This is a genomic window from Methylobacter sp., from assembly GCF_036845245.1.
GTDB lineage: Bacteria > Pseudomonadota > Gammaproteobacteria > Methylococcales > Methylomonadaceae > Methylobacter_A.
This window is the reverse complement of record NZ_DAIUEH010000015.1, coordinates 15029-29935: the sequence shown is the minus strand read 5'-3', so window position 1 is coordinate 29935 and position 14907 is coordinate 15029. Positions and strand designations below refer to the sequence as shown.

At 48.1% G+C, this 14907-nt stretch carries 13 protein-coding genes; 5 read left to right on the top strand and 8 right to left on the bottom strand.

Annotation, left to right across the window (positions count from 1 at the left end):
• Nucleotides 1-50: 50 nt before the first annotated feature.
• Complete coding sequence (locus V7051_RS08515) at nucleotides 51-2276, top strand: O-linked N-acetylglucosamine transferase, SPINDLY family protein (RefSeq protein ID WP_333874523.1); 2226 nt, start codon at nucleotides 51-53, stop codon at nucleotides 2274-2276.
• A gap of 332 nt (nucleotides 2277-2608) precedes the next feature.
• Nucleotides 2609-3085 carry a C40 family peptidase gene (locus tag V7051_RS08510; protein WP_333874522.1) on the top strand — a complete coding sequence of 159 codons (477 nt, stop codon included), beginning with the start codon at nucleotides 2609-2611 and terminating at the stop codon, nucleotides 3083-3085.
• Nucleotides 3086-3124: 39 nt separating this feature from the next.
• On the opposite strand, the gene V7051_RS08505 is transcribed toward V7051_RS08510, so the two are convergent.
• From V7051_RS08505 to V7051_RS08480, 6 genes are all read right to left on the bottom strand, one after another.
• A complete protein-coding gene (locus tag V7051_RS08505; protein ID WP_333874521.1) occupies nucleotides 3125-3337 on the bottom strand; it encodes a formate dehydrogenase subunit delta in 213 nt (70 codons plus the stop codon).
• Nucleotides 3338-3343: 6 nt separating this feature from the next.
• Nucleotides 3344-4195 carry a formate dehydrogenase accessory sulfurtransferase FdhD gene (fdhD, locus tag V7051_RS08500; protein WP_333874520.1) on the bottom strand — a complete coding sequence of 284 codons (852 nt, stop codon included), beginning with the start codon at nucleotides 4193-4195 and terminating at the stop codon, nucleotides 3344-3346.
• The gene (gene fdhF, locus V7051_RS08495) at nucleotides 4188-7040 is read right to left on the bottom strand and encodes a formate dehydrogenase subunit alpha (protein ID WP_333874519.1); all 2853 of its coding nucleotides are present in this window, start codon (nucleotides 7038-7040) and stop codon (nucleotides 4188-4190) included. The genes fdhD and fdhF overlap by 8 nt, the downstream gene beginning before the upstream one ends.
• A 22-nt stretch (nucleotides 7041-7062) precedes the next feature.
• Nucleotides 7063-8616, bottom strand: a complete 1554-nt coding sequence (locus V7051_RS08490) for a formate dehydrogenase beta subunit (protein ID WP_333874518.1) — start codon at nucleotides 8614-8616, stop codon at nucleotides 7063-7065.
• On the bottom strand, nucleotides 8613-9089 hold the full coding sequence (locus tag V7051_RS08485) for a formate dehydrogenase subunit gamma (protein ID WP_333874517.1): 477 nt from the start codon (nucleotides 9087-9089) through the stop codon (nucleotides 8613-8615). Before V7051_RS08485 ends, V7051_RS08490 begins: the two co-directional genes overlap by 4 nt.
• A gap of 446 nt (nucleotides 9090-9535) precedes the next feature.
• Nucleotides 9536-9934, bottom strand: a complete 399-nt coding sequence (locus V7051_RS08480) for a hypothetical protein (protein WP_333874516.1) — start codon at nucleotides 9932-9934, stop codon at nucleotides 9536-9538.
• A 131-nt stretch (nucleotides 9935-10065) separates the two neighbouring features.
• Here V7051_RS08480 and mobA point away from each other — a divergent pair, with 131 nt between their 5' ends.
• The 3 genes from mobA (at nucleotide 10066) to V7051_RS08465 (ending at nucleotide 12837) form a co-directional block, all read left to right on the top strand.
• A complete protein-coding gene (mobA, locus tag V7051_RS08475; RefSeq protein ID WP_333874515.1) occupies nucleotides 10066-10665 on the top strand; it encodes a molybdenum cofactor guanylyltransferase MobA in 600 nt (199 codons plus the stop codon).
• Nucleotides 10666-10783: 118 nt separating this feature from the next.
• Nucleotides 10784-11998, top strand: coding sequence for an argininosuccinate synthase (locus V7051_RS08470; protein WP_333874514.1), 1215 nt, complete (start codon nucleotides 10784-10786; stop codon nucleotides 11996-11998).
• Between the two features lie 227 nt (nucleotides 11999-12225).
• On the top strand, nucleotides 12226-12837 hold the full coding sequence (locus tag V7051_RS08465; protein ID WP_333874513.1) for a hypothetical protein: 612 nt from the start codon (nucleotides 12226-12228) through the stop codon (nucleotides 12835-12837).
• 77 nt (nucleotides 12838-12914) lie between these two features.
• On the opposite strand, the gene V7051_RS08460 is transcribed toward V7051_RS08465, so the two are convergent.
• Both V7051_RS08460 and cysG read right to left on the bottom strand, forming a co-directional pair.
• Nucleotides 12915-13253: a cytochrome c gene (locus V7051_RS08460; protein WP_333874512.1), complete on the bottom strand. Its 339-nt coding sequence runs from the start codon at nucleotides 13251-13253 to the stop codon at nucleotides 12915-12917.
• A gap of 215 nt (nucleotides 13254-13468) precedes the next feature.
• Nucleotides 13469-14863 (bottom strand): siroheme synthase CysG, encoded by a 1395-nt coding sequence (gene cysG, locus V7051_RS08455; protein WP_333874511.1) that lies wholly within the window; start codon nucleotides 14861-14863, stop codon nucleotides 13469-13471.
• Nucleotides 14864-14907: the final 44 nt, after the last annotated feature.

Genomic DNA, 14907 nt, shown 5'->3' with positions numbered 1-14907 from the left:
TTGCCGTTTAACAGCAGCGTTGACTTCGAAGGCTTTGGAATTAAGGCAAAATGATCAAAGGACATTTGAAAAAAAAGGATGTTGCGATGCTATGGCAATCGTTGCGCCAATCTGCCGCACAGCCTGAGGTGTGGCTTGAATTGGCGCACAGTTATACCGAGCTTGACTTGCCGTGGCAGGCGGAGTACACGGCTCGGCAGGCCTTACGCCTCGATACGTCTCTGGAACAACGCTTGCCGGTTTCAGCTGTTGGGCATCGGCAAGATACGTCTGGCGGCGATGCCTTGCTTGGACGGGCGGCGCTGCCGGACGCATCGTTATTGGCGGAGCGGTTTTCCGCCAGAGTGGAGGCGTGTCCGGGCGATTGGCTAACTTGGCTGTATTTGGCACGCTTGCGGGAGATGTTGAGGGTTCAGGGAGAGCTGCCGGAGTCCGAGCCATCCGGGAAGGGCTTGCTATCTCCTGAATATGAGTTGCAACAGGCCAGAACGCTTGAGCCTTTTTCCGGAGAATCTTTGCACTGGATGGGAGTTTGGCGCTTGAATGCGGGCGATGCCCACGGCGCTGTTGCCGCTCTGGCCGGGTTATTGGATATTCGACCGGTGCGTTACGGTTCGATGATGTATCTGGGAGATGCTTTATTACGCATAGGCAATATTGCCGCTGCAGAGAAGGCTTTTGCGCGCGCGTCCTTGTCCCATAATCCGGATTTTCTGCTCTCGTTGTCGGCCAGGGTGTATGCGTACAACTATTGGCAGGAAGCGATAGATGTCCTGCAAAAAGCCATCGAGATCAAGCCCGATAATGTGCCGGCTCTGCTAGCGTTGGCTAGGATTCAATCCGAAGTGTACGCACTTGCCGACTGTAGCGAGAGCCTTCTCCGAATTAAGGCGTTAGAGCCTGATAACCGGGAGGTGCGTTTGATCGAGGCCGGTCTGCAGGGACGCATGGGGGATGCTAAAAGTCATTTGGCTACATTGCAGGCGGCTTATGAAGCCGGCGGCGATCCGTTATCGCGGCTAGCTTTCAGTATTGCGATGACTTCGCTGTATCATGATTCGTTGCCAGCTTACGACGTGATTGATTTGCATCGTCGTTTATGTGCGCCTATTGAAGCGGCTATGGTACAGAAGACCGATTTCACCAATTCGCTATCATTGAGTCGCCGCTTGCGCATCGGCTACGTGACGGGGGACTTACATCGGCAGCATCCGGTGAATATTTTTATGTTACCGGTGTTAAAACACTTTGATCATGCCCACTTTGAAATTTGTGTATATCACACCGGCTCGATGCATGACGAATATACTCGTCAGGCTAAAGACTGTGCCGACCGGTGGCTGGAAGCGGCCGGGCTGGATGATGCCGCTTTGCAGCAGGCAATTATTGCTGATGAGGTTGATATTCTGATCGATCTGGCCGGACATACCTCTAGCCATCGTTTGGGGGTATTTGCATTACGGGCTGCTCCGGTACAGGCTACTTTTCTGGGCTACCCTCACTCCACCGGACTATCGACGATTGACTGGCTAATCGGCGATGCCGTCGTCAGTCCGCTCGAAAATGCCGACTTGTTTAGCGAGGGACTGGCACTGTTGCCGGACAGCGTGTTTTGCTGGGCGGCGATTGAGCAATATCCACTGCCTCAGTCGCGCCCGACAGAGGCAGCTGTGGTATTCGGATCGTTCAATAATGCGATGAAGCTCTCGCCCAAGACCATTGCGCTGTGGGCTAAGGTTTTGCAGGCAGTGCCTGATGCGAAGCTTTTGCTCAAAGCTCCTTCGTTGCGCGATCAATCTGTGCAGGCACGATTCCAAAATCTGTTTGCCGCGCAGGGCATAGAGCGTGAGCGTCTGATTTTTCGCGGGCCAAGCGAACTGAAAGAAATGATGTTGGAATATGGCGATGTCGATATAGCGCTCGATCCTATGCCCTACAATGGTGGCACCACGACCTTGCAGGCGCTGTGGATGGGCGTGCCGGTGGTAACTTTGGTTGGCGGCAATTATGTAGGACGTATGGGGGTGAGTTTTATGAATACGCTGGGCCATCCGGATTGGGTGGCTACCGATGAGGCTGAATATGTGGAGGCAGCTGTTCGTCTAGCTCAAGATTACGCCGCATTGCGTAATAGTCGTGCAGTGTTACGGGAGCAGATGGAGGCTTCACCGCTGTGCGATATCAAGGCCTATGTGGCGCATATGGAAACGTTGTTTTGTCAAATCTGGACGGCATACTGCGAAAATGACAGGTCTGGCGTAATTCTGATTAAATAAGCTGGAACCATCGCCTGAAATTAGCCATGCACTGTTTTTTGGAAGGCTGAGTTAAATACTCATCGAGATTAATCTGGTTTCCCGCCAAGATTTTAGAAAATATTTCAGCGCGTTTCAAAATGGCATAGCCTTCCTCAAGCAGCCCTTAATACTTGATTCGGTTATATAGCAGTCGATTAGTTGGTGTTTATAAAGGCTGGGTTAATGATGAGAGATATTGTTCAGTAAGGAAATCGATGAAGAGCGTTTTCTTTGTTGCATAGCCATTTGACTTACTATGGCCTATCCTTATAGGAAAATCTCTACTTGGTCTATTTAAAGAAGTTGTGAACATGCCCGTTGCTAAAAATTATCGCTGTTTTTTTCTCTGGAGTGGTTTACTGGCTACGATAGTTTTGGTTTCCGGTTGCGCCAGCGTTCCGGAAACGAAGCGCACTGCGGATTATTCGCCCATGATCAGCTATGCGCTAAGTTTGCAGGGTGTTCCTTATCATTACGGTAAAAGCTCGCCGGAAGAAGGTTTTGATTGCAGTGGCTTTGTTAAGCATGTTTATGAACAGCAGGGTGTACGCTTACCGCGCACGGTTCAAGGTATGGCTCAGTCGCTAACGCAAGTTTCGAAAGATGATCTTCATTCCGGCGATCTGGTCTTCTTTAATACCGACGGCAAGCCTTTTTCACATGTTGGTATCTATATCAATAATGATAACTTTATCCATGCGCCCAGCCAGCGCACTGGGAAAGTTCTGGTGTCCAGCCTTAAAAATCGTTATTGGGGAGATCGGTTCAGTTGCGCCCGCCGACCATAACTATGATAGACGGGCGCCGGTATGACAGGGTTATTCAGATTAAGCGGCAAGCTTGGTAATGGCCGCTTTGGCTAGGCTGCTTAATTCAGAACCATCTTCCCGGCAATATTTAATAATTTCCTGACGCATACGCCGTTCCCAATTACGTGTCAGGTGGTTTTTCATGCCTTCGGCTGCGATTTGCTTATCGGAGTCGGCATCAAAGAAATTGCTAATATCATTAGCCATTTTAATTAATTGTTCGATGTGCATAGTATTTCAGTGTGTTAAACGTTGTGGATGAGCATAAACGACGTGTTTGTCGTGACGGGCAAAACCGATCAAAGTAAGCCCTGTTTGTTCGGCAAGCCGAATCGCTAAACCGGTGGGAGCGGAAATGGCAACCAACAAACCAATACCCATAAAAGCGGTTTTTTGTACCATTTCATAACTGGCGCGACTGGTAACGATGATGAAACCGGTGTTGACATCTTTTCCGGTGCGGCATAGTAAGCCCAACAGCTTGTCTAGCGCATTATGTCGACCCACATCTTCACGAACGTCAACAATGCCGCGTTCGGGCTCGATCCAGGCAGCGGCATGAATCGCGCCGGTTAATTGGTTTAAAGATTGTTTGCTGTGCAAATCCGCTAAAGCTGCGGTTAATTGCTCAGCTGTGACGCTAACGGTACTGTACACGGGCGGTGGTTGCCGAATCGCTTGTTTCAAGGTACTCGCGCCGCATAAACCGCAGCCGGTACGTCCGGTTAAATTGCGTCCTTTATCGGTTAGACAGGCAAAACGTTGTTCAGGAATCTTGATGTTAACTTCAATCCCGTTAGCGCGTTGATAAACCCGTGCCGATAGAAATTCCTGCGCACTCTGAATAATGCCTTCGGTCATGCTAAAACCCAAGGCAAAATCTTCCAAGTTAGTCGGTGTAGCGAGCATCACTACATGCGAAATGCCGTTGTAAACCAACACAATCGGCACTTCTTCCGCGACATAATCCTGCTCTTCGCTGTGTTGGCATCCCTGCCAACGGTTTACCCAATGTTGCCGGTAGTTTGCCCAGCCTAATTCTGCTACGAAGTCCAAACCTGAATCTGAACTTGTTTCAGCATTAGGCATGTTGTTTCCTTTGTTCCAGAAATTCCAATTGTTGCTCAGTGAAGTCGTTGTAACTTTGCTGCCATTCCGACGGTTTCAGCACTTTGGTGATTTGTACTGCGGTGACCTTATATTCAGGACAATTGGTCGCCCAGTCGGAGTTATCGGTGGTAATAACGTTCGCACCCGATTCCGGGAAATGGAAAGTGGTATAAACGATACCGGGTTGAACTTTATCAGTCACTAAAGCACGTAATACCGTTTCTCCTGCACGGCTTTTGATGCCTACCCAATCGCCTGTCACTACGCCGCGATCTTCGGCATCGTGCGGATGAATTTCCAGGCGGTCTTCCGAATGCCATGCGACATTTTCAGTCCGGCGTGTCTGTGCGCCGACATTGTATTGCGACAAAATCCGGCCAGTAGTCAGGATCAATGGGAACATTGGCGTAACTTTTTCCGCCGTGGCAACGTATTCAGTCAGCATAAACAAGCCTTTGCCGTCGTCACGCATGAACTGCTCGGTGTGCATAATCGGCGTGCCGTCAGGTGTTTCCTCATTGCAAGGCCATTGGATACTGCCCATTTCGTCGATCTTGTCGTAACTGACGCCGTGGAAACTGGGTGTTAATGCGGCAATTTCCTCCATGATTTCCGACGGATGGCTGTAAGTCATCGGATAACCCAAGGCATTGGACAGCAATTGAGTAACTTCCCAATCCGCGTAACCTGCCAATGGGCGCATCACTTGCCGAACTGGAGAAATACGCCGTTCCGCATTGGTGAATGTGCCGGTCTTTTCCAGGAAAGAAGCGCCCGGTAAGAATACATGGGCGAATTTTGCGGTTTCGTTCAGGAAAATGTCCTGCACAATCACACATTCCATCGCGCGCAATGCAGCATGCACGTGTTTGATATTAGGATCGGATTGCGCGATGTCCTCGCCTTCGCAATACAGGCCCATAAAGCTGCCGTCAAGTGCGGCCTCGAACATGTTGGGGATACGTAAACCCGGTTCTGTACTGAGTTTAGTCTGCCATGCGTTCTCAAACAGTTGGTGTGTTGCGGGATCAGATACATGGCGATAACCGGGGAGTTCATGCGGGAACGAACCCATATCGCAAGATCCCTGAACATTATTTTGTCCGCGTAGCGGGTTAACGCCGGCGCCTTCGTGGCCTAAATTACCGGTAGCCATGGCCAGATTGGCAATGCCGATAACCGTAGTAGAGCCTTGGCTGTGTTCGGTTACGCCCAAGCCGTAATAAATAGCGGCATTGTTAGCGGTCGCGTAAAGCCGTGCGGCGGCTCTCAATTCAGCAGCCGGAACACCGGTAATGGCTTCTGCCGCTTCAGGAGAATGATGTTCTTCGGCAATGAATTTACGCCATTTTTCAAATGAGGCTACATCGCAACGCGCGTTGACAAATTCTTCATCAACCAGGTTTTCAGTGACGACGACATAGCCTAAGGCATTGATTATCGAGACGTTAGTGCTGGGGCGTAATTTTAAATGATGGCTGGTTTTGATATGCGGCGATTTGAGCAGGTCGATTTCACGCGGATCGATCACGATCAGTTTGGCGCCTTGACGCAGGCGCTTTTTCATTTGTGAACCGAATACAGGGTGGCCGTCGGTAGGGTTGGCGCCCATCACTAAAATGACATCGGCTTTCATGACTGAATCAAAATCCTGGGTTCCTGATGATTCTCCGAAAGTCTGTTTCAACCCGTAGCCTGTGGGTGAATGACAAACCCGTGCACAAGTGTCGACGTTGTTATTGCCGAAACCGGCGCGGATCAGTTTTTGCACCAGATAAGCTTCTTCGTTGGTGCAACGCGATGAAGTCAGACCGCCTATCGAATCCTTGCCGTATTTTGCCTGGATGCGCTTTAATTCCGACGCGGCATGATTAATGGCTTCTTCCCAGCTCACTTCTTTCCAAGCGTCGTGAATGCTGGCGCGGATCATCGGTTTAGTAATGCGGTCTTTATGCGTTGCATAACCGAATGCAAAGCGGCCTTTTACGCAGGAATGGCCGTGGTTGGCCTTGCCGTCTTTAGCGGGAACCATGCGGATGACTTGTTCGCCTTTCATTTCGGCCCTGAATGAACAGCCGACGCCACAATAAGCGCAGGTTGTTACGATTGCATGTTCAGGCTGGCCGTTGTCGATCACCGATTTTTCCATCAGCGTTGCAGTCGGGCAGGCTTGTACGCAAGCGCCGCAGGATACGCACTCGGAATCCATGAAAGCCTGATTCTGGCTGGGCGATACTTTGGAATCGAAACCGCGACCGTCGATGGTCAATGCAAACGTACCTTGGGTTTCTTCGCAGGCCCGTACGCAACGTGAGCAAACGATACATTTGCTGGGATCGAAGCTGAAGTAAGGATTGCTTTCGTCTTTAACGGCGTTTAGATGCGTTTCAACCGGGTTGTAACGCACTTCGCGTAAACCAACGGCGCCAGCCATATCTTGCAATTCGCAATCGCCATTGGCCGAACAGGTCAGGCAGTCCAGCGGGTGATCGGAAATATATAATTCCATGATGCCGCGACGCACGTCGGCCAGCTTCTTATTTTGCGTGACAACTTTCAAGCCTTCCGCGACCGGCGTCGTGCAGGAAGCGGGCATGCCTCTGCCGCCTTCTATTTGCACCACGCAAAGCCGACAGGAACCGAACGGTTCGATGCTGTCGGTTGCGCATAGCTTGGGGATTTCAATACCGATGCTTGCCGCCGCTCGCATCACCGAGGTTCCTGCCGGCGCTGTTACCTTAAAACCATCAATTTCCAGCGTAACCATATTATTTTCGTTGGCACGGGCTGGTGTGCCAAAATCTTTTTCTTTATTAATCGACATTTTAAACTCCTCTAAATCATTATCAGGCGGCTGCAGCTTTGGCATTTATTCCGAAATCTTCGGGGAAATGATTTAAAGCGCTCAGTACAGGGTAGGGCGTCATACCGCCTAATGCACAGAGGGAGCCGTTGAGCAGGGTGTCGCAAAGATCACGTAACAATGGAACGTTTTTATCGAGGTTGCGACCGTTAATAATGTCGTCCATGACTTCTACGCCACGGGTGGAACCAATGCGGCACGGTGTACATTTGCCGCAAGATTCAATTTTACAAAATTCCATGCTATAGCGCGCCATTTCAGCCATATTGACTGTGTCGTCAAATACGACAATGCCGCCATGTCCCACTACCGCCCAGATGGCGGCAAAGGCTTCGTAATCCAAGGGAGTGTCAAATTGCGATTCGGGCAGATAAGCGCCGAGTGGGCCGCCAACCTGGACTGCTCGAATTGGTCTGCCGGAAGCGGAACCGCCGCCAAAGTCATAAAGTAATTCGCGTAAAGTTAAGCCAAAGCCCAGCTCGACCAAGCCGGGCCGCTTGATGTTACCGGCCAGTTGCACCGGCAAGGTACCGCGAGAACGGCCCATACCGAAATCGCGGTAATAATCGCCGCCTTTATCCAGAATAACCGGCACTGAAGCCAAAGAAATAACGTTGTTGACGACAGTGGGCTGGCCGAACAAACCACTGATGGCCGGTAACGGCGGTTTAAAACGTACCAAGCCGCGTTTTCCTTCCAGGCTTTCCATGAGTGATGTTTCTTCGCCGCAGACATAAGCGCCTGCGCCTTGTCTGACTTCCAGGTGGAAAGTAAGGCCGCTGCCCTGAATGTTATCGCCCAGATAGCCGGCTTCGTAAGCGGTGGCAATCGCGGCATTTAGCACTTCAAAAGCATGAGGGTATTCAATGCGCAGGTAGATATAGCCTTGTGTCGCATCGACAGCCAAGCCTGCAATGGTCATGCCCTCGATAAGCACAAACGGGTCACCTTCCATAACCATGCGGTCGGAAAATGTGCCGGAATCGCCTTCATCGGCATTGCAGATAATGTATTTTTGCAGCGATGGGGTGTTGAGTACTGTCTTCCATTTGATGCCGGTTGGAAAGGCGGCGCCGCCGCGACCACGTAAACCTGAGTCGGTGACTGCCTGGACGATTTGTTCCTGAGTCATAGCCAGCGCATTTTTTAAACCGCGGTAGCCGTCATTTTCAATATAATCAGTCAAACTCGCAGGATCGGTTTTGCCGATGCGGGCAAAGGTCAAACGTTGCTGTTTTTTAAAGTAATCGAGTTCTTCAGTCAGGCCTAAACTTAGCACATGTGCGCCGCCTTGTGTAAAGTCGGCATCGAACAAGCCGGGCACGTCGCCGGGCTGGACAGGGCCATAGGCTAGGCGTCCTTTAGCGGTTGTCACTTCAACCAGCGGCTCCAGCCAGTACATGCCTCTTGAGCCGTTACGGACCAGTTTAATGTCAATGCCGCGTTTTGCCGCTTCCTGAGCAATAGCTGTAGCAACGCGATCTGCACCCAGTGAAACAGCGCTGGAGTCGCACGGAACATAAATAGTGATACTCATGCTGATGCCTCTGTATTATTAATGGCCGCATCAAAACTATCCGCCGACACGCGACCGTAAATATCTTTGCCGATTTGCATGGCCGGTGAACAGGCGCAATTGCCTAAACAGTATACTGGTTCTAAAGAGAATTTGCCGTCCGCGGTCGTTTCATGAAAATCAATGTTCAGTTTGCTTTTAACATGCTCTTCCAGTTGTCTTCCGCCCATGGCTTGGCAGGATTCCGCACGACACAGATGAATAGTTTGTTTACCCGGCGGCGTGTCCCTGAAATAATGATAAAAACTGATGACGCCGTGAACTTCGGCGCGGGAAAGATTAAGCGCTGTGGCGATGTATGGGACGCAGTCAGCTGGGATATAACCAAGAGCATTTTGCACTTCATGCAAAATAGGCAAAAGTGCGCCGGGTTTATCTTTGAGTGCTACGATGATTTCGTGCACGGTTGATTGCATGTTGCCTGATTCTGTCATGATCATCTCAATATGGAGAATCCATCCGGATTAAAACAACGGCAGTTCCTGACTGTTGCATATTTAAGTGTGCCGGGTAGCATAGCACAAGATATTTTGGGTGTAAAAATGCTGTAAAACAGGCAAAAATGTAAGTGTTTTGAAAGTGTCGGTTATGTATCTATTTATAATCAATATTTTTAAGCAACAGTGCGTTGAAATGATTTATTCGCTTTTATGTAATACACTGTTTACAGATAGACTCATATTGATAATATTTTTTGATAGGTTGTTTGCCGAATATTATTAAAGGTGCCTATGTTATTTTATTTGTCGTTTCGGTACATCGCTACGCCACTTCTGCCTTGTCTACGGAGATGTGGGAAACGGGAACGACTGCATCGGTAGATTTTACTTCATACAAAATCTACCGATGAGTTATAAGCCCCCTGTTTTTGATATTTTTTCTATTTCACAAAACAGCTTTTTTCGCCATATTCTTCCGCTTCTTTAAGCCGTTTTCTTAAATCTTTAGATTGAGCTGGATCGCGCATTGCCGCTGCGGCGTCGCCGGTTTGACCTTTAGTTAAATAAGTGAAGGTTTTCGCGGCTTCGTATTCGGAGAAATTCAGTTTCTCGGCAATTTTGTCAATCTTGCAGCCACAGGCATACTGAGATATATAAGTCAGGCCGCCGTGTTGAGCAACGCAGTTTAAAACATATTCAACGCGGTCGCGGGTAGGATAGTCGCTGACAAACGGTGCGGGCTCGGCTTGTTCAACCGGCTTTTCCGGCGCCGTGGCGCAGCCTGAAATCACAACAACTAAAACAAGGCCGAAAATTGAGGGTGTATATTTAATTTTCATTGATGGTTTTTATTCCCATAAGTCAGAAATTGAAAAAGTATGCGCAACTTGCAATAAACAACAGGCTTGCGAAAATAGTCGTTCGGCGGAAAAAGATCGGTCATTACCCACGATAATTAAAGCTTACCATTATGAACAGTCAAACAAAAGTAGCAGGCGTGATTCTTGCTGGTGGCCGTGCCCGGCGCATGAATAATCAGGATAAAGGCCTGATGCGTTTTAAAGGCCGCCCGATGATCAGTTATGCAATAGATGCTTTATCTCCTGTTGTGGATTGTGTGTTCATAAATGCCAATCGGAATATTGATCAATACCGGCAATTCGGGTTGCCGGTTATTAGCGATCAAACCGATAATTTTGACGGTCCTTTAGCCGGTATATTAACCGCAATGATTCATGCGGATGCCGATATCTTGGTGGTTATTCCTTGCGACTCACCGTTGATTAGAACGGAACATCTACAGCAGCTGTTATTAACCCGCGCGAAAAATAATGCCGATGTTGCCGTCGCCTTTGATGGGGTAAGGTTGCATCCGGTTTTCTTGGTGATAAAGACTGTATTGCAAACCAGCTTGCAGGATTATTTGGCTGATGGTCAACGTAAAGTTGAATATTGGCTGGAGCAGCAAAATTTAGTTCGGGCGGATTTTAGTAATGAGCCGGAAATATTTTGCAACATTAATACGATGCTGGAGCTCGCCGAGATGGAAGGGACTAAGCGTTTCGGCTAGAACCCAATGTCGTTGCATTTCTATGATGACCTGTACTTTTAATCATATGTGTATTGCTGCCGAAACTTGTATTTTTCCGGTATAATTTGCAACATTTTTAACTCAAGGTATAGACGTTATGTCGGAAATCAATAAAGTTGTGTTGGCTTATTCAGGAGGTTTGGATACTTCCGTTATTCTCAAGTGGTTACAGGATGTTTATGATTGTGAAGTCGTTACCTTTACGGCTGATTTGGGACAGGGCGAAGAAGTGGAGCCTGCACGAGCCAAAGCGCAAGCGATGGGCATTAAGGATATTTACATTGAAGATTTACGCGAAGATTTTGCGCGCGATTATGTATTCCCGATGTTCCGCGCCAATGCGATTTACGAAGGCGAATATTTGCTGGGCACTTCGATTGCCCGTCCTTTAATTGCCAAGCGGCTGATAGACATCGCAAATGAAACCGGAGCGAATGCCATTTCCCACGGCGCAACAGGCAAAGGTAATGACCAGGTGCGTTTCGAGCTGGGCGCTTACGCGTTGCGTCCCGATATACAGATTATTGCACCTTGGCGTGAATGGGATTTAACCTCGCGTCAAACTTTGCTGGCTTATGCTGAAAAACATAACATTCCTGTGGAAATGAAGAAAGGTAAAGCATCGCCCTATTCAATGGATGCCAATTTACTGCATATTTCTTATGAAGGCCGGATTTTGGAAGATCCTTGGGCGGAACCTGAAGAGGAAATGTGGCGCTGGACGGTTTCTCCTGAATCTGCACCCGATCACCCGACTTATATTGAGCTGACTTACCGTCAGGGCGATATTGTCGCTATTGATGGTGTGCCTTGTACACCTGCAACAGTGATGGAGCAATTAAACAAGATTGCCGGCGCTAATGGTATTGGCCGATTGGATATTGTAGAAAATCGCTATGTCGGTATGAAATCACGCGGCTGTTATGAAACACCGGCCGGTACGGTGATGCTCAAAGCGCATCGTGCGATTGAGTCGTTAACACTGGATCGGGAAGTGGCTCATTTAAAAGACGAGCTGATGCCGCGCTATGCCTCTTTAATCTACAATGGTTACTGGTGGAGTCCCGAGCGAGAAATGATGCAAACCATGATCGATGCGTCTCAGGCGAATGTTAACGGTAAGGTCAGGCTTAAGCTTTATAAGGGCAATGTAGTCGTTGTTGGACGCGCTTCCGATACTGACAGCCTGTTTGATGAAAGCATTGCGACGTTTGAAGATGATGGCGGTGCCTATAATCAAAAGGATGCCGAGGGCTTTATCAAGTTAAACGCGCTGAGAATGAGAATAGCCGCTGCCAAGCGGTTAAGTTAATACTTTAAGCAGCATAGCGTTAGGCATTTTATGCTGCCTTATTTTGGTTATCTTGTCTTGTTTGGACGCAGGATATAGTTAAATAAAATGCAGGATTTGAGCATTAAACTTGTATAATCGCGAATTAGGTAGCACTCAACTACCGACATGGTTTGTTATGAAAAATAATAATTGTTCGGTCAGGATGGTTGGTTGCCATGGGTTCCTGGTTCGAGGGGAAGTAACTGATGAGCGACATAGATAAGATAAACTCAGTAGTGGAGACATTGCCCGGCAATGCGTCCACGGTTCTGCAGAAAATACCTTCGCATCATGTATTAATGAAGGTTAACAGGTTATTGCTGACTGTAGTCTGTGCGTTGATGATCGTCGTTTTGATAGGGGGCTTTTTATTATTCCCAACCGATAGCTTCTTAACCCGCTATAAAAACGCCACGGCTACCGAGGTCTATGCGTCTGAGATGAACCCCGTGTTCTCTGCAGAAGTTAACGCGCTGAAAGGACAGCTTGTCGGCTTGGTCAGCGGTTCAATTGAAAGTAAATTAAACGCGTTGGAAGAGAGTATTCGCGTAGGTTCCGTTTCCAGTTCTATAAATACTATAGAAGACTTGAAAAACGACGTGAAAGTTCTTCGCTCCTATTCCGAGCCAGCCAAAAAGGGCAAGGCGGTCGTTTCTAATGAGCAGCTAATGCAGGAAATGTCCCAATTAAAACGTCTGATCTATTTGACTATTGTTTCATGCGGGCTGATGCTGGCAGCAGTTGCGGGTATCTGGATTAAAAATCGCAACCGGTTACCTTATAAAGAAACCAAAACAAGTTATTTGGGTAAAGATTAGTTTTCAGTTTTTTGAATATAAAAAAAGCCGCCCAGTCGTAGACTTGAGGCGGCTTTTTTGTGTTGGTCAATCAGGGATTAATTACCGCCCAGATATTTGTATAAAGCATCAACAGCTTGGTCTTCGCCGTATCCAGCTTTAACAACGGCTGGATTTTTCATTATTTCAGCGATAGCTTTCGGCATGCCGCCTTTACCTTCTTTAAGAACAGTCTCAAATTTCGCTCTGTCCAATTGACCCGCTTTAATTAAAACAGATAACTGTGGGTTTGAAGCGATATCGTGGCAAGTGCCGCAACCGCGACCGAAAGCACGCTCATAAATTTTCTTACCAACATCACTAGCTTCGTCGGCAAATACTTGTCCACTTAAAGCGAGTAAAGCAATACCAGCTAATGTTCCTAATGTTTTTTTCATGTTGATCTCTCCTCTGGGTAGTAAAAAAAGAACTGTTGTTTATTTTTGAAAGAAATAACAGTTCGATTAAAAGTTAAACCGTGAAAGCATAGGGAATTTGGCGGAAAAATTCAATTATTTATTTATTTATTTTCCCCGCGTTATATTATGGTTAAAGGCTATGAATGGTAACTGAATCGTTGAGTCGGCCTTAAAATTTGAAAGCGCGACAATAATTAATCAAACTGGCGTGTCTGAAACCAGCTCAGCTTGTCATGTAATGTTACTACCGTGCCGATAATAGTCAGGGTGGGCGGCTTGATGTCCTGGCCGGCAATCTTGCCCGGCAATGTTTCCAAAGTGCCGGTAATCACTCGCTGATTGGAGGTAGTGCCTTGCTGAATAATGGCGATAGGTAAATCTTTGGGACTGCCGTGCGCAATTAACGACTGGCAGATTTGTTCCAGGCCGGCCAGACCCATGTAGATGACGATGGTTTGATTAGGCGCAGCCAGTTGCGTCCAGTTTAAATTGACGGAATTATCCTTTAGGTGCCCGGTAACAAAAGTACAGGATTGCGCATGATCCCGATGGGTCAACGGGATACCCGAGTAGGTTGCACAGCCGGAAGCGGCGGTAATGCCGGGCACTACTTGAAAATTAATGCCTTGCTCCATCAAGGTTTCAATTTCTTCGCCGCCGCGGCCGAAGATGAAAGGATCTCCTCCTTTTAATCGCACCACCCGCTTTCCGGCTTTAGCCAAATCGGCCAGCAGGATATTGATGGATTCTTGAGGCAGGGCATGGTATTGACGTTGTTTACCGACGTAAATCTTTTCAGCATCCCGGCGTGCTAAATCGAGAATTTCCGGCGAAACCAGGCGGTCATAAACGACCACATCTGCCTGCTGCATCAATCGTAGTGCTCGGAAAGTCAACAAATCAGGTGCGCCGGGACCTGCGCCAACCAGATAAACTTCGCCGAGGTTAGTACTTTCATTTTGCTTGAGCAGAGTTTGTTCTAATTGCTGTTCAGCTTCCTGTTCTTTGCCGGAAAAGATCAGTTCAGCGACAGAGCCTTGCAAAATATTCTCCCAGAAAATTCTGCGTTGAGCAGGCTTTTTAATATGCTGTTTGACCTTATCCCTGAACTTATCGGCCAGACCGGCAAGGCGGCCATAGGCGGGAGGAATGACGGTTTCTATTTTTGCCCTAAGCAAGCGGGCTAATACCGGTGTCGCACCGCCGGAAGACACGGCGGCAATAATCGGAGAACGGTCAATAATGGCAGGAAAAATAAAGCTGCAAAGCTCGGGATTATCAACCACATTAACCGGAATGTTTTGTTCTGTCGCAGTTTTGGCCACCAAACGATTGGTTTCCGTATTATCAGTTGCCGACACCACTAGCCTGAATTTGCCAAGATCTGCAGGGGAGAATGACTTTTGCAGTAATGTTAAGTTATGAGTTGCTTGCAGGCTTGAAACTGTGGGACATATCTCCCTGGCGATTACGGTAATTTTTGCACCGGCGCGTGCCAATAATTCAATTTTTCGGGCGGCGATTTCGCCCGCACCAACAACCAGACAAGCTTGATCTTTAAGCTTTAAAAATACAGGGAAATAATCCATTTAGTTACGATATTCTTGGATTTAAAAGAGGATGGTATTATAAG

What these genes read in the sequence shown, in the direction of transcription:
- fdhD (WP_333874520.1), bottom strand. Translation starts at nt 4,195, where the DNA reads ATGCCTAATGCTGAAACAAGTTCAGATTCAGGTTTGGACTTCGTAGCA.
- V7051_RS08515 (WP_333874523.1), top strand. Translation starts at nt 51, where the DNA reads ATGATCAAAGGACATTTGAAAAAAAAGGATGTTGCGATGCTATGGCAA.
- fdhF (WP_333874519.1), bottom strand. Translation starts at nt 7,040, where the DNA reads ATGTCGATTAATAAAGAAAAAGATTTTGGCACACCAGCCCGTGCCAAC.
- V7051_RS08480 (WP_333874516.1), bottom strand. Translation starts at nt 9,934, where the DNA reads ATGAAAATTAAATATACACCCTCAATTTTCGGCCTTGTTTTAGTTGTT.
- V7051_RS08460 (WP_333874512.1), bottom strand. Translation starts at nt 13,253, where the DNA reads ATGAAAAAAACATTAGGAACATTAGCTGGTATTGCTTTACTCGCTTTA.
- V7051_RS08510 (WP_333874522.1), top strand. Translation starts at nt 2,609, where the DNA reads ATGCCCGTTGCTAAAAATTATCGCTGTTTTTTTCTCTGGAGTGGTTTA.
- V7051_RS08505 (WP_333874521.1), bottom strand. Translation starts at nt 3,337, where the DNA reads ATGCACATCGAACAATTAATTAAAATGGCTAATGATATTAGCAATTTC.
- V7051_RS08485 (WP_333874517.1), bottom strand. Translation starts at nt 9,089, where the DNA reads ATGACAGAATCAGGCAACATGCAATCAACCGTGCACGAAATCATCGTA.
- V7051_RS08470 (WP_333874514.1), top strand. Translation starts at nt 10,784, where the DNA reads ATGTCGGAAATCAATAAAGTTGTGTTGGCTTATTCAGGAGGTTTGGAT.
- cysG (WP_333874511.1), bottom strand. Translation starts at nt 14,863, where the DNA reads ATGGATTATTTCCCTGTATTTTTAAAGCTTAAAGATCAAGCTTGTCTG.
- V7051_RS08490 (WP_333874518.1), bottom strand. Translation starts at nt 8,616, where the DNA reads ATGAGTATCACTATTTATGTTCCGTGCGACTCCAGCGCTGTTTCACTG.
- V7051_RS08465 (WP_333874513.1), top strand. Translation starts at nt 12,226, where the DNA reads ATGAGCGACATAGATAAGATAAACTCAGTAGTGGAGACATTGCCCGGC.
- mobA (WP_333874515.1), top strand. Translation starts at nt 10,066, where the DNA reads ATGAACAGTCAAACAAAAGTAGCAGGCGTGATTCTTGCTGGTGGCCGT.